Genomic DNA, 17,508 nt, shown 5'->3' with positions numbered 1-17,508 from the left:
GAAGTAGTACCACTGGGAAATATTGAAGAAAATGAACTGTTAAAGATAGCCGTTGCCGTTGAAAACTTGAGCGACCACCCTTTGGCCAAAGCCGTCGTAAGGGATGGGAAAGAGCGTCTGAAAGGTACTGATATTACCGATGCGTCAGATTTGGAAGCGGTTCTAGGAAAAGGTATCAAAGCGTCCTTTGGCAAGGATAAAATCTATATTGGAAACCTTGACTTGTACGAAGACCTCGATGAAGCAATACCATCCGAAGAAATATCGAATAAAGTAAAAGAACTTGAAGGTGGTGGAAATACCACAATGCTCATAAGAAGGAACAAAGAATATATAGGTATCATCGCCCTGATGGATACCCCACGGGAAGCGGCCAAGGAAACACTGAAAAAATTAAAGGAAATCGGCATCAAACGGATGATAATGCTAACCGGGGATAATCAAAAGGTTGCCGATGCCGTTGCTAAAGAAATTGGGTTGACCGATGCCTGGGGAAGCCTGTTGCCAGAGGAAAAGGTAGATGCCATTAAAAAATTAAAAGAACAGGAATCCAAAGTCGCAATGGTAGGCGACGGTGTGAACGATGCCCCTGCAATGGCAAACAGCACCGTAGGGATCGCAATGGGTGCTGCGGGCAGTGATGTAGCATTGGAAACAGCTGACATTGCCCTAATGGCCGATAAACTGGAAACCCTGCCCTTTGCCATAGGTTTGAGCAGGAAGGCAAAGACCATTATTAAGCAAAACCTTTGGGTAAGCCTCGGTATTGTGGCATTGCTTATCCCATCGACCATTATGGGTTGGGCCAATATCGGTATTGCAGTGGTCATCCACGAAGGCTCAACGTTACTTGTGGTTTTTAATGCGTTAAGACTTTTGGCCTATAAAAAATAAATTTAATAAAAAGGGTTGCTTTTGAATCAAGGTTAAAATGACCAAAACGGAAAAAATATTATCATATCACGGTATTCGCCCTACTCAAATGAGGTCGAAGATATACAAGTTCCTGAAAAGGAAACAAAGTGCAGTGTCCTTTTCCGATTTAAAAAAAGCCTTTGTTCAAAAGAGCGAAACCAATAAAACAGCCAACAGAACGACCTTTTATCGCAATCTAAAGATTTTTGAGGATAAAGGGTTGATTCATCAGATTAATGATGGTGTCGGGGTGTCAAAATATGCGATTTCTGATGAAAATGCCAAAGGTAAATACGGTACAGATTTACATATGCACTTTCATTGTACCGTTTGTAGGAAAACAATCTGTTTACCAAATAAAATATCGGAAGATAGCTTGCCAGATGATTATGAAGTGAACGATGTGAACTTGGTTTTGAAAGGAATATGTGAAAAATGCAGGAAAAAACAATAAGGATGAAAAAGCTTCAGCAATTGACCAAGGAAATTAACGAATTAACTTTGAGAATTGAACAGGACTATCCTGAACTATACCAATATCTCGATGAAAACCCTATTACCATTCCTGATTGCGAAACACCCGAGATTTCGGTCAACTCGTTCGTGGACTATTTGGATAACCTGAAGTCACTCTTGGAAAGGTATATAGAGTCGCATAAACAAATGAAGCACTTGAGGACAATTAATTCAGTAGTATATAAATGAACAAGAGCACTTTTAAAATCAGTAAAATGGACTGCCCTTCAGAAGAGCAGATGATTCGGATGAAGTTGGAGTCTTATGCCGAAGTAAAATATTTGGACTTTGATATTCCCAACAGAAAATTGGAAGTATATCACGTGGACGATATCAAGGCGATACAAATGTCTATAGCGAGCTTAAAACTTGGGGATTCCTTTGAGGGAACCACAGAAGCCGAACCACCCGTAATGGAAGACCAATCCAAACAAAAAAGAATCCTTTGGTGGGTCTTGGGCATCAACTTTGGCTTTTTCGTTATCGAAATGACCACTGGTTGGATATCTGGCTCAATGGGACTTATAGCAGATTCGTTGGATATGCTGGCAGATTCCATCGTATATGCGCTAAGCCTATTCGCGGTAGGCGGTGCCATTTCCAGAAAAAAGAAGGTCGCAAAATTCAGCGGATACTTTCAGATGGCATTGGCAACACTTGGGTTTGTAGAGGTTTTGCGAAGGTTTTTCAGCGATACCGAAACACCTTTGTTCCAATGGATGATTATCGTTTCGATTTTCGCATTGGTAGGTAATTTGATATCGCTCTGGCTTATCAACAAAACCAAGAGCAAAGAAGCCCATATGCAGGCAAGTGCCATTTTTACGTCCAATGATATCATTGTTAACGGTGGTGTTATAGCAGCAGGGATACTGGTTTATTTTCTGAATAGTAAATGGCCCGATTTAGTAATTGGCGGCATCGTTTTCACGTTTGTGATGCGTGGTGCAATAAGAATTTTAAAATTGTCGAAGTAGCTTTAAGTAAACCTTGAAATAGAAAAAAATAAATCAATAATAAAAATGAATATTTGGCTTTGGGTAGTAGTATTAGGATTGGCAGCTTGGGCGGCACATTGGGGTGCGGACAAACTGTTGACACCTTTAAAGATGCTGCGTAAACAATGGGGGCTTACCGCTTCGGCAGGGGTTGCATTCCTCGCTCTTGTAAATGCGAGCCCTGAAGTGGCTATGGTGTTTTTTGTTATAAAACTATTTTAAAAAATGAAGGAGGATTTATTTAAGGATTATCAGGAGAGACTTAATGTGCTGGATGAAAATATTAGAGCAGTAGCATTAAAATATGCAAGGGATTTATACGTGGATAAAAAATGCTCAAAAGATGAAGCTTTAGAGCGTGGAATCGTAAAGGCAGAGATGGAAAAAAGAAATTTAGATAAAAATGGATAATAAATTACTAATAGTATTATGGCAGAATTAAAAAAATCATTAGGTACCCTTCGACTCACTTTTTATGGTGTGGGTACTATTGTGGGTGCAGGAATCTATACCGTAATCGGTGCAGCTGCTGGACAAGCGGGCACAGACCTTTGGTTGAGTTTCATTTTTGCAGCAATTGCGGCCAGTGTCTCTGCAATGTCGTATGCAGAATTGTCCTCTACCTACCCCAATGCTGGTGCGGAATTTATTTTTGTACGCAAGGCATTTCCAAAAATTGATATTCCGTCTTTTCTCACGGGTTGGACGATTGCGTTTCATAGTTCGGCCACCATTGCAGCCGTGTTACTTGCCTTTTCGGGGTATTTCAATACGTTTTTTGAAGTACCGGGATTATTGATAAGCTATGGTGTATTGTTATTGCTTGCTTTGATAAGTATTACAGGTATAAAGAAATCATCTACTGCTAATATTATAATGGTCAGTATCCAATTGTTGGGTTTGCTCATTCTTATCTTTATAGGCCTTAAAGAAACAGGCTTGCCAAAAGCTGAAATTTTTCAAATCAACTCATTCTCTGGGACACTTGCGGCCACGGCGACTTTGTTTTTTGTCTATACAGGTTTTTGAGCATATGGCATCGTTAGGTTCAGAGGTTAAAAATCCAGGAAAGACGATTCCTCGTGCCTTTTTATTGACAATGGTAATTACCACCATCTTCTATTTGCTTATCTCATTTACTGTACTCAACATTGCTGACCCTTTAGCTATTTCAAAGGTAGATTCGCCATTGTCTTTGGCGGCATCCAACCTTAATGATTGGCTGCCGATTGTTTTGGCAGTTGCCGCTCTCTTTGCCACGGCCAATGCTGCTTTTAGCGGTATTATTTCCATAAGTAGGTTGTTGTTCGGAATGGCAAGCGTAGGCGAACTTCCAAAATTTATGACTAAAGTAAATGCACAAAAAGTACCTTGGGTAACCACATTTGTGGTTATGGCTGCGGTCGCTTGTTTTTTGCTATTGGGCGATATTAAAATTGTAGCGGGTATGTCTTCTTTAGGCGCACTGCTTGTGTTTGTAGCCGTAAATGTCGCACTTATCGTGCTTCGGTTTAAAGCACCAGAGCAAGAACGACCATTTAAAGTTCCTTTGGCTATAGGACGAGTGCCGATTTTACCCATTTTGGCGATACTCATTAGCTTGTCTTTGGTAATTCAATATGAGTGGCAAGTATATGCAGCATTTGTGGGAGCTATTGTAGTGGGCATTATCTTGGATTATTTTTTAGACAAAAAGTCAAAAAATGAAATAGACCCTGAAAAAGAAAAGGAATTGTTTAACCATTAATTATTTGCTATGGACTGGATGTTTGAAGATTTTAAAACTGAACTCGATAAACTTAATCCTACGGTTCGTGAAAAAGCGCTTGAAATTGCCAAAACACTTGTGCAAGAAAAAGAAATTTCAGAAAAAGAAGCCATACAAGAAGGCATTACAAGAGCAGAAGAATGGTTTTATGATTTAGAAGGATAATTATTATTTAAAAACTATATAAAATGTTACAGATAATCGAATTAAAAGAAAAAAATATTGTTGCAACAAAAGCTTCGGGGAAATTGAGAAATGAAGATATAGAAAAAATCCATCCACTTATCCACGCCATACTGGACAAGGGAATGAAAGTCCGTTGGTATTTTGAGATGGTCAACTTTACGGGTTGGGATTTACCTGGTTTATGGGAAGACCTGAAAATGGATACAGCCCACGCCACGGACTATGAAAAAATAGCAATGGTAGGAGATAAAAAATGGCAGAATTGGATAACCCAATTTATGAAACCTTTTACCAACGCCGATATTAAGTATTTCAATTTAGACCAAAAGGAAGAGGCCAAAAGTTGGATTGAAAGCCAGTAAAGTTTATAACCGTAAAAGACAAACGATGAATAAAAAAAACATTCTTATTACCATTTTAATTGGGTTTGCAGTAGGTGTTTTTATCCTTCAACCTTTTGGGATAACAATTTTCACGTTTAGCAGCCAGAATTATGAAATTAATTGGTGGCAATATTTAATAAATAATTTCATTGAAATTTTAAATATCAATGGGAATCAAATTTTTGAGAACACGCTGTTTGGTTTATTAGGCGCAAGTGTTGCGCTGATTTATTATTTCGGTAAAAGAGAAAAGGATACAGATAACAAGTAGCGGTAAATCGTTATAGGAAAGAGCGAAATTTCTTATTTAAATTAGTTAAGTGAAAACTTAATTAATAGCAGGCAGCTTTTATGATGCTTTTTTAAAGCAAAAAGATTAATAGCATTAAAAGCAAAAGTAGAAGCTGCTTTTTTTAATTATACAATTAAAGATGGATATTATGAATGTTAAACATTGTTTTTTAATAATCCTGTTGGTTAGTTATTATAAGGTAAACGCCCAAAAAGTTTATACCACTGAAGAAGGTCATATTATGATGATGACTTTGGTTGATGAGAAACCCATCAAGGCAGAAAGCCATAAATTGGCCTTATATCTTGATTATGATTCCAAAGTGGTTAATGGTGTACTTGACCTAAAAACCTTATCTACGGATATTCCAGAAATCAATTCCGTTTTACAAGAGGAAGAAGAACCTCTTATGCTGCGCTTTACAGGGACTATTCCATCTGAAGATTTTTTAACAAAACGGCACGACCCAATTACTTTTAATTGGTTGGTAACGGTTACGTACAAAGACAAAACCTATAAATCAGTTTTTAAAACTACCCTACCCATTTTGACCAAGGCACAACTACTTCTTGTTTAATAAGTGCCAGAGGGCAGGTTTTGGTTCCAAATACTGGTTTGGATTCCTTAATAGAGGGTATCGATGATACCATAGAGGTGCAGTTTGAGCAATTGGTGTTGAGATTGGAATAACTGCGAATTTAAATAAAATTATAATTTCAATAAATGAAAAAGAAAAAGCAAAATTCACAGCATATAAATGACAGCGAAAATTGTTGCATTGGCAATGATGGTAGCCAAAACAGTAATGACAACGCAAGTACTTTTAAAATTTATTTGCCCGCTACATTCAGCTTTGTAATGCTGATAACTGGAATTATCGTTGATTATCTGGAGATTTTCCCGCATTTTTCCGAATGGATACGGATTGTTTGGTATGTTATGGCCTATATTCCTGTTGGATTTCCAGTTATAATTGAAGGCTGGGAAAGTATTAAAAAAGGAGATTTCTTTACGGAATTTCTTTTGATGTCAATTGCCACAATAGGGGCATTCGCCATTGGCGAATATCCTGAAGGTGTTGCCGTGATGCTATTTTATGCCGTGGGCGAATTGTTCCAAAGTGCCGCGGTTAAAAAAGCCAAGGGAAGCATCAAGGCATTACTGGATGTACGACCTAATGAAGCCTTGGTCTATAGGAACAAAAATTATGTTTCTGTAAATCCCGAAACCGTTGCCATTGGCGAAAAAGTACAAGTTCGTGTGGGCGAAAAAATCCCTTTGGATGGTATTTTACTTTCTGAAAAAGGCTCGTTCAATACAGCGGCTTTAACGGGCGAAAGTAAACCCGATACCATTGCAAAGGGAGAAAAAGTATTTGCAGGAAGCATAAATTTGGACGGTGTAATTGAAATAGAAACCACCAAAGAATTTAAGGACAGTTCTATTGCACGAATCCTCGAAATGGTTCAGAATGCCACGGCACGTAAATCGAAAACAGAATTGTTTATTAGAAAATTTGCAAGAATTTATACGCCTATTGTTGTGTTCTTGGCGATTGGGTTAACATTTTTACCTTACTTTTTTGTGGATGAATACGTGTTTAGTGATTGGTTATACAGGGCATTGATATTCTTGGTCATTTCCTGCCCGTGTGCTTTGGTAATCTCTATTCCGTTGGGCTATTTTGGTGGATTGGGAGCAGCATCCAAAAATGGTATTCTCTTTAAGGGCGCATCCTTTTTGGACGAAATGACAAAAGTAACCACGGTTGTAATGGACAAAACCGGAACTGTGACCAAAGGTGTTTTCAAAATTAAAAATGTCGTCGTAAATAATGGGTCATTGAGCGAAGCCGAAATGATGAAATACCTGATGGCGATGGAAGAACAATCAACACATCCCATTGCCAAGGCCATAATGGAATACAAAGCTGATGGCGAAGATTTTCAGGCAACCAAAGTAACTGAAGTTGCAGGAAAAGGATTAAAGGGAACGGTCAATGGCAAAACTGTTTTAGTTGGGAATAAACCATTGATGACTTCAAATAATATCGAAGTTCCATCTGAAACCGACAACATTGTAGAATCCATTGTGATGGTTTCCATTGAAAGCAAATTCGCTGGCTATGTCATCATTGCAGACGAATTGAAAAAAGATGCCCACGAAGCCATCAAACAAATTAGAGAATCCGGTATTTCCAAAATTATAATGCTTTCTGGAGACAAGGATTCCATAACCCAACAAGTGGCAAAAGAAATGGGCGTTGATTGGGCAAAAGGCGGATTGTTGCCAGAAGATAAGCTCAACGAAGTTGAGCATTTGAAAAAACAATTTAATACTAAAGTAGCCTTTATAGGCGATGGCATCAACGATGCACCGGTTTTGGCAGTGAGCGATGTTGGCATTGCAATGGGTGGTTTGGGCAGCGATGTGGCGATAGAGACCGCAGATGTCATTATCCAAACAGACCAACCGAGCAAAATTGCAAAAGCTATTAAAATTGGTCGTTCGACCAGACGTATTGTATATCAAAATATTGCGCTTGCTTTTGGAGTAAAAGCTGTGGTACTTGTATTGGGTGCAGGCGGTCTGGCCACAATGTGGGAAGCTGTTTTTGCAGACGTTGGTGTGGCTTTGTTGGCAATTTTAAATGCGGTTAGATTGCAGAAGATGAATTGGAAATAGTATAAAAGAATGTCTCAAAATAGAAGAAATAGAAGAAAGAAAAAAAATCGGAAATCATCGAATACCGACATCACAAAAAGAGATAAAGTGAAGGGTATTCTTATGATAATCCTTATGGTAATAGCCGCATTTCTGCTTTACTTTTTTGTGCTCAAAGGACATATTCATAAGCATTAATGAATTAAGAGGATATAATATTCCAAGTGGTTTGTGTGGCTACAAAAATTGAAGTGGAAATGATTGATATATAGTAAAAATGATATTCTATGTCGGAAAATAGACGGAATAGACGAAATAAAAAAAGCAATAAAGTACCCTCTTTAAAAAATAGTATTACCAAAAAAGATAAAATAATTTGGATTAGTATTCTAATCGTTGTTATTGTGTTAATCTTCTTTGTACTGTTCTTGCAATTCCTAAAGTACTTTATATCTATTTAATTAATTACAATTTTAAATGCAACGCTATTGCAGAAGATGAAGTGAAAATAATGATACCCAGAATGAATGACGACAAATTACGACGATATATTAAAAAAATTAGACAATAAATTAGATATTCTTGAAATAGAAGAACAAGATATTTTACTCAAAGCTGAAAAAGGGATTAAACTTGCAAAACAGACCCTTAAATCAGTTAGAAGTATCGTAGTTGATTATGAATTTGAAACCAAATTAGAGGAAATTCATTTCTTTAAATGTACTAAACCAAAAATTTATAGCAAACTTATTTATTACGTAAAATTATTTAACATTGAAAGTAAAAGACCCAGGGGAAGCAATAAATCGCAAGTAAAGTATTTGAACAATTATATTGAGAAACTTCAAACCTACTTTAACGACAATCTTGATTTTTACCATTATTACCGCAGGGAAGCTACTGTATTTGATGAGCAATATTTTTTAAGAGGCAAGGCAGATATTCGGTTGTTCCCAGACTCATTTCACTTTTTTGTTGATGAAGAATTTGCAACAAGCCACGATAGTACCGTGGCCACAATTTTAGCCTACGACCTTTTGATTGTACACTTAAAACGGGAAATTGATAAATTGGAGAATAATGGAAATTATGCAAGTTTAAGATTGTTACAAAGTAAAACCAAAATTACCTGGACAGCCCACAAAATATATTTAATTGAACTGATATACGCTTTGCACAGTACAGATGTCATTAATAATGGTACTGTTGACATTAAAGATATTGCCTATTTTGTTGAAAAAACATTTAAAGTGGACTTGGGCGATTATTACAGAGCTTTTCTGGAAATACGGATGCGTAAAAATGGCAGAACCAAATTTTTGGATATACTGAAAAAGCAGTTGACCAAACGGATGGATGATAGTGATAACGTAAAATAAAACACCCAAGATGCTTCAACTTGGGTGTTTCTCGTTTTGAGGAAAATCTCATTTTATTTAGTGGTTTTTAGATAGGGTATTTTTTTTGGAAAGTACCAAAACCCTATATTGTATTACATTGAAAATGAGAGAAAAAAAACACCCAAGTAGCCATAACTTGTGAATAAAATCCATCAAACTACCCCAATTTTGTAGAACGAAAGTCAAATCAGGTCAGGGGCTATCATTTTAGATGAAAGCAAAACGGTAGTCCCTTTCTTTTAATCCGTTCTATTATGCCCACAAGTATTATTACCACAGACGACCTTCGAGATTTCAAAATGGAACTGCTCGATGATATTAAAGAACTACTCAATAGCCAATCTGGTCATATTACCAAGAGGTGGCTAAAATCCCCTGAAGTAAAAAAGCTTTTGGGAATCTCTTCTGGCACGTTACAGAATTTAAGAATTAATGGCACATTGCCCTACACCAAAGTAGGGGGTGTACTCTATTACGATTACGAAGAAATAATTAGCGTAATGGAAAATAACAAAGTTCATAACAAATTTTAAATCGTTTTGGAGCAGGTCAATTACATTAAGCACCTAAACGCTGTATTCTTACAATTCTCAAAAGACGGTCGTTTAAATCCCACGCACATAAGTTTGTACGTGGCGTTATTTCAGTTGTGGAACAACTATCACTTTCCTATGGAATTCTATATCAATCGAGAAGAAGCGATGCGGTTTTCAAAGATTGGGTCAAAAACTACTTACCATCGTTGCATCAAAGAATTAAGCCATTGGAAATACTTATTATACGAGCCCTCACACAATCCGTTTAAAGGTAGTCGAATCAAGATGTTCAATTTTGGGACAAGTGATGGACAAGCTCTGTACCCAAGTCGTACCAATATCGGGACAAGCAATGGACAAGCGGTGGTATCTATAAACAAACATATATAAACAGGAAAAAACAATACAAATGATACTAAACTTGACCAGCCAAAAAATGAAAATGAAGTCATTGATTTTTTTGAAAAAGAAAATTGGCCAGAATTGGAAGCCAAAAAGTTTTACAACCACTACCAAGGTATTGGTTGGAAAGTAGGTGGCAGAACAAAAATTGTCGATTGGCACGCCACAGCCCGCAACTGGATGTTAAAAGCGGACGAACTCAAAGAAGAAAAAACGATGGTTGCGGTTAGCCAAAATACGGACAACCTAAAGACGAGTTCCAACAAAAATTATAATGAACCCTTATGAATCCCCACAAACCACATATCATTACCGAGGGTAGCGTTCAATACACCTTGGGAGAACTGAAAGACAATCAAATGCTTTATGATTTTGATAAAATGCTCATTTATCTCAATGCCAAAGGAAAACTACTTTTTGGCAAGAAATTCAAAATTTTTGAAGAAGACCGTGATATTATATTCAAGCTCTGTAATTATTTTATCAGGGACGAAGCTAATTGCAAAAAGCTAAATATCGACATCGACAAAGGCATTTTACTTTCCGGTCCTGTTGGTTGCGGAAAGACCAGTTTAATGAAGCTGTTACGCCATATTGTGCCACATCAAAAATCGTATGAAGTTATACCCACACGGAACATTGCATTTGCCTTTAACAATATTGGTTACACCATTATTGAAAATTATGGCGATAAGAGGTTTTATTGTTTTGATGATTTAGGTGTAGAACCAACTGGAAGGCATTTTGGTAAAGATTGTAATGTAATGGGAGAAATCATTCTTTCCCGTTACGATTTATTTTTGGGCCACAAAATCAAGACACACGCAACCACAAATTTAAATGCTAAAGAATTGGAGGAACGTTACGGGAATCGAGTGCGTTCAAGAATGCGACAATTGTTCAACTTGATTGCCTTTGATAAGAGCAGTCGTGATAAAAGAGATTAACCCTGGCTTTGGTTTTCTTCCTCTAAATGAAGCAATTCGTGAATCATATCGCTTTCGTCCAAGTATTGAGCTAACCATTTTTGTCGGGACAGCCAATTGATATATTCCCTATCAGATTCCCAAATATCTTCGACAAATTCCCCTTGGTATTTACCGAAGCTGAATTTAATTCCGGAATCTTGTTCATCAACTTCTGTTTTGAACAACTTGTGGTAAGTTTCCAATAATCCTTCCTCTCTACATCTAAAATACAGCCATTGCCTTTTGTAGCCTTTATATTGCCTTCTTTTTTCAAGATATTTTACCTTTTCTACATCAGATAAAGCCTTGTATGAATTCCGTTTGGTTTTAGGTTTAAGTAACCAACCAAAGGTTATTCCCAAGGTGTTTTGGATGACGTTTAAAAAGAAAATTGCAAGTGTTCTCATTTTCTGATTTGTCAAAAATATTAATGTAATCAGTACATTAAATTTACGGAAGATGCTTGAAAAATTTAGGTTTTAAATACAAAAACGCGAAGGTTATTTTTTAGCAAAAGATTTTAAAAAAACAAAGGCTTCTTTAAAAAAAGAGAAAATTATTTCCCTCAAACTCTTTACAATCTCAATAAACAATTCTTTCATAATACATAATTTAAATAGTTATACAATCCCATTAAAATGGCCAACGCCATTGCTCCTATATTTTTAGGCTTCAAAAAATAGTCCGCTTCATCGCTATTGGTAACAAAGCCCATTTCAATGAGTATTGTAGGGCGAAATACTATATTCTCACGAAGCACTTGAAAATTTGCAAATTGGATAGCTCGTTTTTTAAAGCCCAATTTCGGGGTGCTTTCTTTCAAAATAGACAATCCCATCGCAATAGATTTTTTTAAATTTTCTTCATTAGTATTGGACTTATGTACATAAACATCCATTCCTTTTGAAGAAGGATTTGAGGCATTGCAATGTAACGAGACATATACGTGAGCGTTCAAGCTTTTAGCCAATCGACTTCTATCAGATAAAGAAATTAAAGTGTCCTTGTATCTGGTCGAATACATATCAAATTTATCATTCAAAAGGGTTTCATTTAGCCTTATAATTTCTTTGGCAATTTTCAACACTACATCCTTTTCTTGAACCTTATTTTTTCCGATTGCACCAGTATCTTTTCCACCGTGTCCAGGGTCTATAACAATCACTTTTTGTTGACCGAAAATCACACAGAAATGTAACATCAAAATCACAAAACTGACGTTTTTGGGCGTTACCCACTTCCAAAATTTTAGAGTTATCAACATAGTACTTTCCAATTTTCATAAAATTTGATACCAATTCGCATCAAATAAAAACAAATCATTTCAAAAAATATTTTATTCACAATTCACTGATTATCAGTTATTTGTATAGCAATATACACTATTTTTCAAATATCAAAATTGACGTAAAATCTAAATGACTTTGATTATGAAAAAATTACATTATGTAACCATCTTATCATTACTTATTTCAAGTACAACTTTTGCACAAATTGGAGGTATCGAAGATTCTGTAAACGATGTTTCCGATACCATCCGTACCATTTTCCCCATTATTTTGGGCGTTATCTTCTTAATTGGCTTTCTATTTAATGCCGGACATTTTTTTGGAGAAAATGCTGATTTAAAAAAAGGGATTACCCGCGTATTGGTCTTTGTATTGATTGCGGGAGCAGTAGTAGGCATCTTTACTTATCTCATTAGCATCGTAGTCTAATGAAAAGGTTTGAAGTGTATAAAAACATACGCAAGCGAGCCGTGATAATGGGTCTGCCCATATCATTGTTCGCTTTAATGATGACCGTTGTTATAGGCTCATTACTGTTCATCATCTTTTCTTTCAGCTTTATTGTTATCATTTCAGTATTTCTACTGAACGGTGTATTGTATATCGCTTTGACCCACATAACCAAGAATCCTGCTTTGATGCACATCAAAAAAGTATTCCCACAAACTATCAGCAATAAAAAAGGAAGTCGTTTATATTATGAAGAAGATTAACCTATCGGCATATCATCCCATTCTGGATATTCAAGACCATATCGTTTTTGCGAATAATGGCAACGTGGTGTTAGGCTATCAAGTAGATAATCCCGAAATCTATTCCCTTGCGGAAAAAGATTTTGAGGACATCCACGGTTCGTGGTTTCAGGCGTTTAAATCATTGCCTGTTGCAACGGTTATCCATAAACAGGACATTTATCAGAAATCGGCATATTTAGCCGAAGAACTTCCGAAAAAAAGCTTTTTGCAACGTGCCACTCACGATTACTTTAAAAATAGGGAATTCATAAAGAATTCATCTTACCTATTCTTTATCCTTCCACACAATAAAGCTTTGAACGCACCGAAGTTCGTTAACCCGTTCCGTAAAGTCGAAAAGGGCATCCACAAGCAAATGGACCACAACGTACAGGAATTTATCGCTTCGGTAAACGATGCTGTTTCTTTTGTAAACAATAGCCGAAAGATTTCATTAACACCTTTGGGCATTGATAAAATACTATCATTGACCAATGCTTATTTCAATGGGTTCAACGAGGGTTTTGATACTGATATCCAATTGAAAAAATCAAATATTGTAATTGGCGACCATCATTTTGATGTGCTGGCAGTTAATAGCGAACTGTGTTTTGGCGATGTGGTTCAGAGTAGCAAGACCAATGATAAATTCACTTCGGACGATTTTGTATTCCACCAGGGATTTATTGACGGATTGGGTCTGAATCTGAATGAAAACCATATTGTCAACCAAATTATTTATTTGGATGATAAACATAAGTGGCGAAAACTGCTTGACAAGAAAATCGAGGAACTCAAAAAGAGTTCCAATTTTGGAACACAGAACAAAGTCATCTTAAAGAAGATTGAAGAAATTGTTGCCAAAATCAATGAGGATGATAGTTCAAGAATCATTCGAGGACATCTAAATATTATATTCTGGGATAAGGATGAAGTACAATTAGAAAGAATTGCTTCAAAGATAAAAACCGAGTTCAAGGAACTGGATATAGTGCCTTATTACCCAAAAGGCGAAGAACGAAAGCAATATTTTTTAAACTCATACTGCTGTTTTGCTTCCAACTTTTCAAATGAAGATTTATTTGTAACCGATTTAAAACACGCCCTTTGCCTGTATATCAACAACACCAATTATCAGTCAGATGCCACAGGTGTCATCTTTAATGATAGGCAACATAACATTCCTGTATTAAAGGATGTTTGGGATGAAAAAAAGAAACGCATCAAAGCTCGAAACTTTGCCATTTTCGCACCTACGGGAGAGGGAAAATCTTTTTTGGCGAACAATATTCTACGGCAGTACTTCGAGGTCGGCGTCCGACTGGTTATTATTGATTTAGGTGGTTCATATTCAAAATTCGCCAAGCTCTATCCAAACGACCATATAATCCTTCGCTACGAGCAAGGAAAAAACTTGGGTATCAATCCATTTTATATCTCTGATGTCAATGATTTGACACCAGAGCGGTTAGAAGATTTAGCAATCTTCCTTTTGGAACTTTTAGCTTCAGGAAAGGAAACTACCAAGGCTGAAGAAGTGGCAGTCAAAAAAGTGCTTCGTTACTACTATCTACAGAATGTTGGTTGTACACATTCTTTGGAAAATTTATACCAGTTCGTTGATACCAAAAAGGACAGCATTTTAGAAGCCCTACACATTCAGGAACAGCATTTCAACATCTACGATTTTTTACACATTCTCTCTGAATATGTGGATGATGGCTTGTACAGCTTCCTGTTCAATGTAAGCGAAGACCAGATCTACAAAATTGAGGATAAAAGGTTGATTGTGTTTGAACTGGATGAAGTTAAGGACAATAAGGAAATCCTTTCCGTAATGTTGAAGTTGATTAAATCTGCCATTCAAAGAACCATTTGGAGAAATAAAGTCGAAAGGGGAATCATCCTATTCGACGAGTTTGCCAAACAGCTCAAATTCGGAAATGTACTCGAAAGTGTAGAATTCTACTACCAAGCCATTAGAAAACAGAATGGAGCAATTGGGATTATACTGCAATCCATAAACCAGTTGCCTACTAATTCAACATCGGCAAGTATTCTGGAAAACACACAGGTCATATACAGCCTTCGCAATGAAAAAGGCTATGCCGAATTAAAAAGCAGGCTCAACCTTTCCAGTCACGATTTAAACCAGTTAAAATCCATTCGGAACAACCTTACAGGAACAAGAAAATATACCGAAATGTTTATCAAAATTGGAAAGGAAAGCAACATTTTCCGATTGGAAGTACCACCAGAAGTCTTTGCTGCCTACTTAACTGATGGACGAGAGAGCGAAGAAATAATGAAGCTCTATGAAAAGCATAATAATATGGAGCAAGCCATTAAAATATTTATTAATTCTTAAAAACAAAAATTATGAGACAGACAATTAAAAAGCTAATGTTATCCGCACTATTTATAGTGCTAATTGGAAGTAACGCTTCGGCCCAGGGGATGCCTGTGTATGACAACACAAACTTTATCTCTTTTGTAAAATCATTGTTGGAATCCGGTAAACAGACCGCCAATTTAATGAAGACGGTAAAATTCCTTAAAACGCAAAAGGAAAATATCGATAAGGTCAACGATGTCATCAAACAACTTAAAGCGGTCAGGGAATTGGCAAGAAATAACCAACGCTTGTATGATGTGGTTCAAGATGATTTACGGGAAATACTCAATTCCCCTTTTATCAAACCAGATGAAGTAACTCGTATTTCAGGTTCTTTTGATGCCATCCTTGAAAATTCTATGGCAGGTATGGAATATATCGACCAAATCCTGTCCAGCGACAATATGAAGATGACCGATGCCGAACGAGCCGAAGTACTCAAAGAAAAGGAATTGGAATCCAAGGAAATGGTAGCGGAAATTGAGGCGAAAACCAGACGCTATCGGGAGATTATTCAATTTCGGGAAATGCAGCACAAAATCAATAATCGAGAAACCAATTACTAATGTCAGGTATTTTTTTAGGCATAGGGTTAGAATATGTGGACACTATTTTTCAAACGATAAAAAATAGTGATTTCTCGCAATACACTATTGCGGGGATGAAGACCCTTGCCATATTGTTCTTTCTCATCAACATCCTAAAAAAATACAATGAAGGCGTTGCCAACAATGAGGGCTACACTTGGGGATTAACACCTGCGGAGTTGGCCAAAAACTTTGCAATAGTAATTTTAGTGATTTTTTCCACACAGGTATTGGGTGTTTTCGACACTATTTTGGTGGCCATTGAAAACCAATATCGGGACACGGCACCCGCACTTCTTCCGTTGCAGATGCAAGATATTGACATCGAACAGGATGTAAGTGCTTGGGATGCCGCCACTAAAGCAATGGCAATGCTCTACGAAGCACTGGTTACACCTTTATATGGTTTAAAGATACTATCCTTTATTGTCGGAATATTTCTGTGGCTTTTGGATTTGTTTATCTACCCATTATTCCTTGCAGAGCGATTCTTTTTGCTGGGCATAATGCAAGCCTTTTTCCCTTTGGTCATCAGCTTGGCGGTTTTTGAAAAATTCAGGTCGTTGGCCTACAACTTTTTCAAACTTTACGCTGGTGTATATATGTTAGTGCCTGCCTTCTTTCTGGTCAATATTTTCGTGAATAATCTTTATACCGAAATCAACACCAATTTCTGGAGCGATTTATTTGGTACAGATTGGGGCAGTAATTTTTTCGCACCGCTTTTACAATTAGGGTCTATTGGATTTATTGTGCTGCTGAAATTCAAACTGTACAAACGGGCGACTTCGTTCACTTTCAGGCTCTTTACAGGCTGATAAAGCATAAATCAATAATTAAATGAAAACACCATATAAAAACATTTATAACATCTTAAAACTCAATCGCTTTATCGTATTAACGGTTGTTATCGGAGCAGTACTCACGTGCATCATTTCCGTTTTGATGGTCATAAAACTACATAAAGAAACGGTTAACAATGCCTTTGTGGTAAATACGGATGGAAGCGTTATTCCGCTCAAACTGGTATCTCAACAGGAGAATTTAAAAGTTGAAGTCTTGGCACAATTGGAATTATTCCATACCTATTTCTATAACATAGATGCCAGCAATTATGAAAAGAATTTGGAAAAAGCCCTCTGGTTGGGCAATAGTTCAGTAGATGCTTTGTACCGACAGAAAAAAGCCGATGGTGTTTATAACCGTTTGTTGCAATATTCGCTGGTTCAAAAAGTATTGAATATCGAATCCAAAGTTGATATTCAAAACGAGCCCTACAAATTTGAAACGAAAACCATTTTTGAAATCAACCGAGGGTCGGTAACCGACACTTATGAATTGACCACAACAGGAAATTTGATTCACGTTGACAGGAACTTTCCTAATAATACCCACGGATTGTTGATTACCAACTTTTTTGAAAACACATTACGAAAATTAGAAAATTATGAAAGCCCATAAAGGATATTAAAAAA

General features: G+C 36.7%; 26 protein-coding genes. 24 read left to right on the top strand and 2 right to left on the bottom strand.

Translation table 11 applies throughout. The features are described from left to right. The 18 genes from ACN0TV_RS14010 to ACN0TV_RS13925 form a co-directional block, all read left to right on the top strand. Positions 1 to 894: HAD-IC family P-type ATPase (locus ACN0TV_RS14010; RefSeq protein WP_417363535.1), on the top strand; the 894-nt coding region annotated here is incomplete at its 5' end. Between the two features lie 37 nt (positions 895 to 931). Beyond that, positions 932 to 1,369, top strand: a complete 438-nt coding sequence (locus tag ACN0TV_RS14005) for a Fur family transcriptional regulator (RefSeq protein WP_008992767.1) — start codon at positions 932 to 934, stop codon at positions 1,367 to 1,369. Between the two features lie 2 nt (positions 1,370 to 1,371). Next, entirely contained in the window at positions 1,372 to 1,620 is a 249-nt protein-coding gene (locus tag ACN0TV_RS14000) for a hypothetical protein (RefSeq protein ID WP_040460583.1), read from the top strand. Beyond that, positions 1,617 to 2,408 carry a cation transporter gene (locus ACN0TV_RS13995; RefSeq protein ID WP_040460578.1) on the top strand — a complete coding sequence of 264 codons (792 nt, stop codon included), beginning with the start codon at positions 1,617 to 1,619 and terminating at the stop codon, positions 2,406 to 2,408. Before ACN0TV_RS14000 ends, ACN0TV_RS13995 begins: the two co-directional genes overlap by 4 nt. 45 nt (positions 2,409 to 2,453) lie before the next feature. Then, entirely contained in the window at positions 2,454 to 2,651 is a 198-nt protein-coding gene (locus tag ACN0TV_RS13990) for a hypothetical protein (protein ID WP_008992764.1), read from the top strand. 3 nt (positions 2,652 to 2,654) lie between these two features. Beyond that, the gene (locus ACN0TV_RS13985; protein ID WP_008992763.1) at positions 2,655 to 2,840 is read left to right on the top strand and encodes a hypothetical protein; all 186 of its coding nucleotides are present in this window, start codon (positions 2,655 to 2,657) and stop codon (positions 2,838 to 2,840) included. 18 nt (positions 2,841 to 2,858) lie between these two features. Continuing rightward, positions 2,859 to 3,458: an APC family permease gene (locus ACN0TV_RS13980; RefSeq protein ID WP_417363534.1), complete on the top strand. Its 600-nt coding sequence runs from the start codon at positions 2,859 to 2,861 to the stop codon at positions 3,456 to 3,458. A 4-nt stretch (positions 3,459 to 3,462) separates the two neighbouring features. Beyond that, complete coding sequence (locus ACN0TV_RS13975; protein ID WP_417363533.1) at positions 3,463 to 4,176, top strand: APC family permease; 714 nt, start codon at positions 3,463 to 3,465, stop codon at positions 4,174 to 4,176. Positions 4,177 to 4,185: 9 nt separating this feature from the next. Beyond that, complete coding sequence (locus ACN0TV_RS13970; protein ID WP_417363532.1) at positions 4,186 to 4,362, top strand: hypothetical protein; 177 nt, start codon at positions 4,186 to 4,188, stop codon at positions 4,360 to 4,362. Positions 4,363 to 4,385: 23 nt separating this feature from the next. Next, a complete protein-coding gene (locus ACN0TV_RS13965) occupies positions 4,386 to 4,745 on the top strand; it encodes an STAS/SEC14 domain-containing protein (protein WP_417363531.1) in 360 nt (119 codons plus the stop codon). A gap of 25 nt (positions 4,746 to 4,770) precedes the next feature. After that, positions 4,771 to 5,037, top strand: a complete 267-nt coding sequence (locus ACN0TV_RS13960) for a hypothetical protein (RefSeq protein WP_417363530.1) — start codon at positions 4,771 to 4,773, stop codon at positions 5,035 to 5,037. A gap of 169 nt (positions 5,038 to 5,206) precedes the next feature. After that, complete coding sequence (locus ACN0TV_RS13955; protein ID WP_417363529.1) at positions 5,207 to 5,635, top strand: hypothetical protein; 429 nt, start codon at positions 5,207 to 5,209, stop codon at positions 5,633 to 5,635. A 146-nt stretch (positions 5,636 to 5,781) separates the two neighbouring features. Beyond that, complete coding sequence (locus tag ACN0TV_RS13950; RefSeq protein ID WP_417363528.1) at positions 5,782 to 7,743, top strand: heavy metal translocating P-type ATPase; 1,962 nt, start codon at positions 5,782 to 5,784, stop codon at positions 7,741 to 7,743. A gap of 506 nt (positions 7,744 to 8,249) precedes the next feature. Then, the gene (locus ACN0TV_RS13945) at positions 8,250 to 9,101 is read left to right on the top strand and encodes an RteC domain-containing protein (protein ID WP_417363527.1); all 852 of its coding nucleotides are present in this window, start codon (positions 8,250 to 8,252) and stop codon (positions 9,099 to 9,101) included. A gap of 275 nt (positions 9,102 to 9,376) precedes the next feature. After that, entirely contained in the window at positions 9,377 to 9,655 is a 279-nt protein-coding gene (locus ACN0TV_RS13940) for a helix-turn-helix domain-containing protein (protein ID WP_417363526.1), read from the top strand. A gap of 6 nt (positions 9,656 to 9,661) precedes the next feature. Further along, positions 9,662 to 10,048, top strand: a complete 387-nt coding sequence (locus ACN0TV_RS13935; protein WP_417363525.1) for a hypothetical protein — start codon at positions 9,662 to 9,664, stop codon at positions 10,046 to 10,048. 93 nt (positions 10,049 to 10,141) lie between these two features. Further along, positions 10,142 to 10,348 carry a hypothetical protein gene (locus tag ACN0TV_RS13930; protein ID WP_417363524.1) on the top strand — a complete coding sequence of 69 codons (207 nt, stop codon included), beginning with the start codon at positions 10,142 to 10,144 and terminating at the stop codon, positions 10,346 to 10,348. After that, on the top strand, positions 10,345 to 11,007 hold the full coding sequence (locus ACN0TV_RS13925) for an ATPase (RefSeq protein WP_417363523.1): 663 nt from the start codon (positions 10,345 to 10,347) through the stop codon (positions 11,005 to 11,007). The genes ACN0TV_RS13930 and ACN0TV_RS13925 overlap by 4 nt, the downstream gene beginning before the upstream one ends. On the opposite strand, the gene ACN0TV_RS13920 is transcribed toward ACN0TV_RS13925, so the two are convergent. Further along, positions 11,004 to 11,435 carry a hypothetical protein gene (locus ACN0TV_RS13920; protein ID WP_417363522.1) on the bottom strand — a complete coding sequence of 144 codons (432 nt, stop codon included), beginning with the start codon at positions 11,433 to 11,435 and terminating at the stop codon, positions 11,004 to 11,006. The genes ACN0TV_RS13925 and ACN0TV_RS13920 overlap by 4 nt on opposite strands. 191 nt (positions 11,436 to 11,626) lie before the next feature. Then, positions 11,627 to 12,292 (bottom strand): N-acetylmuramoyl-L-alanine amidase family protein, encoded by a 666-nt coding sequence (locus ACN0TV_RS13915; RefSeq protein ID WP_417363521.1) that lies wholly within the window; start codon positions 12,290 to 12,292, stop codon positions 11,627 to 11,629. 166 nt (positions 12,293 to 12,458) lie between these two features. Here ACN0TV_RS13915 and ACN0TV_RS13910 point away from each other — a divergent pair, with 166 nt between their 5' ends. The 6 genes from ACN0TV_RS13910 to ACN0TV_RS13885 are packed head-to-tail and all read left to right on the top strand — an operon-like array spanning position 12,459 to position 17,494. Then, a complete protein-coding gene (locus ACN0TV_RS13910) occupies positions 12,459 to 12,746 on the top strand; it encodes a hypothetical protein (RefSeq protein WP_417363520.1) in 288 nt (95 codons plus the stop codon). Next, positions 12,746 to 13,030 (top strand): hypothetical protein, encoded by a 285-nt coding sequence (locus tag ACN0TV_RS13905; protein ID WP_417363519.1) that lies wholly within the window; start codon positions 12,746 to 12,748, stop codon positions 13,028 to 13,030. Before ACN0TV_RS13910 ends, ACN0TV_RS13905 begins: the two co-directional genes overlap by 1 nt. Continuing rightward, entirely contained in the window at positions 13,017 to 15,419 is a 2,403-nt protein-coding gene (locus ACN0TV_RS13900; protein ID WP_417363518.1) for a TraG family conjugative transposon ATPase, read from the top strand. Before ACN0TV_RS13905 ends, ACN0TV_RS13900 begins: the two co-directional genes overlap by 14 nt. Before the next feature lie 11 nt (positions 15,420 to 15,430). Further along, complete coding sequence (locus ACN0TV_RS13895; protein ID WP_168817362.1) at positions 15,431 to 16,012, top strand: conjugal transfer protein; 582 nt, start codon at positions 15,431 to 15,433, stop codon at positions 16,010 to 16,012. Beyond that, positions 16,012 to 16,851 (top strand): hypothetical protein, encoded by an 840-nt coding sequence (locus ACN0TV_RS13890; RefSeq protein WP_168817361.1) that lies wholly within the window; start codon positions 16,012 to 16,014, stop codon positions 16,849 to 16,851. The genes ACN0TV_RS13895 and ACN0TV_RS13890 overlap by 1 nt, the downstream gene beginning before the upstream one ends. Before the next feature lie 22 nt (positions 16,852 to 16,873). Continuing rightward, positions 16,874 to 17,494 (top strand): conjugal transfer protein TraK, encoded by a 621-nt coding sequence (locus tag ACN0TV_RS13885; protein ID WP_168817360.1) that lies wholly within the window; start codon positions 16,874 to 16,876, stop codon positions 17,492 to 17,494. Positions 17,495 to 17,508 lie beyond the last annotated feature (14 nt).

The sequence above is a fragment of the Galbibacter sp. genome (assembly GCF_048266365.1).
Lineage (GTDB): Bacteria > Bacteroidota > Bacteroidia > Flavobacteriales > Flavobacteriaceae > Galbibacter.
Note: the sequence above shows the minus strand (reverse complement) of the source record. Positions and strands in the feature narration are given on the sequence as shown.

Coding starts and splice junctions, on each gene's coding strand:
- ACN0TV_RS14005 (WP_008992767.1), top strand. CDS start 932: ATGACCAAAACGGAAAAAATATTATCATATCACGGTATTCGCCCTACT.
- ACN0TV_RS14000 (WP_040460583.1), top strand. CDS start 1,372: ATGAAAAAGCTTCAGCAATTGACCAAGGAAATTAACGAATTAACTTTG.
- ACN0TV_RS13995 (WP_040460578.1), top strand. CDS start 1,617: ATGAACAAGAGCACTTTTAAAATCAGTAAAATGGACTGCCCTTCAGAA.
- ACN0TV_RS13990 (WP_008992764.1), top strand. CDS start 2,454: ATGAATATTTGGCTTTGGGTAGTAGTATTAGGATTGGCAGCTTGGGCG.
- ACN0TV_RS13985 (WP_008992763.1), top strand. CDS start 2,655: ATGAAGGAGGATTTATTTAAGGATTATCAGGAGAGACTTAATGTGCTG.
- ACN0TV_RS13980 (WP_417363534.1), top strand. CDS start 2,859: ATGGCAGAATTAAAAAAATCATTAGGTACCCTTCGACTCACTTTTTAT.
- ACN0TV_RS13975 (WP_417363533.1), top strand. CDS start 3,463: ATGGCATCGTTAGGTTCAGAGGTTAAAAATCCAGGAAAGACGATTCCT.
- ACN0TV_RS13970 (WP_417363532.1), top strand. CDS start 4,186: ATGGACTGGATGTTTGAAGATTTTAAAACTGAACTCGATAAACTTAAT.
- ACN0TV_RS13965 (WP_417363531.1), top strand. CDS start 4,386: ATGTTACAGATAATCGAATTAAAAGAAAAAAATATTGTTGCAACAAAA.
- ACN0TV_RS13960 (WP_417363530.1), top strand. CDS start 4,771: ATGAATAAAAAAAACATTCTTATTACCATTTTAATTGGGTTTGCAGTA.
- ACN0TV_RS13955 (WP_417363529.1), top strand. CDS start 5,207: ATGAATGTTAAACATTGTTTTTTAATAATCCTGTTGGTTAGTTATTAT.
- ACN0TV_RS13950 (WP_417363528.1), top strand. CDS start 5,782: ATGAAAAAGAAAAAGCAAAATTCACAGCATATAAATGACAGCGAAAAT.
- ACN0TV_RS13945 (WP_417363527.1), top strand. CDS start 8,250: ATGACGACAAATTACGACGATATATTAAAAAAATTAGACAATAAATTA.
- ACN0TV_RS13940 (WP_417363526.1), top strand. CDS start 9,377: ATGCCCACAAGTATTATTACCACAGACGACCTTCGAGATTTCAAAATG.
- ACN0TV_RS13925 (WP_417363523.1), top strand. CDS start 10,345: ATGAATCCCCACAAACCACATATCATTACCGAGGGTAGCGTTCAATAC.
- ACN0TV_RS13920 (WP_417363522.1), bottom strand. CDS start 11,435: ATGAGAACACTTGCAATTTTCTTTTTAAACGTCATCCAAAACACCTTG.
- ACN0TV_RS13915 (WP_417363521.1), bottom strand. CDS start 12,292: ATGTTGATAACTCTAAAATTTTGGAAGTGGGTAACGCCCAAAAACGTC.
- ACN0TV_RS13910 (WP_417363520.1), top strand. CDS start 12,459: ATGAAAAAATTACATTATGTAACCATCTTATCATTACTTATTTCAAGT.
- ACN0TV_RS13905 (WP_417363519.1), top strand. CDS start 12,746: ATGAAAAGGTTTGAAGTGTATAAAAACATACGCAAGCGAGCCGTGATA.
- ACN0TV_RS13900 (WP_417363518.1), top strand. CDS start 13,017: ATGAAGAAGATTAACCTATCGGCATATCATCCCATTCTGGATATTCAA.
- ACN0TV_RS13895 (WP_168817362.1), top strand. CDS start 15,431: ATGAGACAGACAATTAAAAAGCTAATGTTATCCGCACTATTTATAGTG.
- ACN0TV_RS13890 (WP_168817361.1), top strand. CDS start 16,012: ATGTCAGGTATTTTTTTAGGCATAGGGTTAGAATATGTGGACACTATT.
- ACN0TV_RS13885 (WP_168817360.1), top strand. CDS start 16,874: ATGAAAACACCATATAAAAACATTTATAACATCTTAAAACTCAATCGC.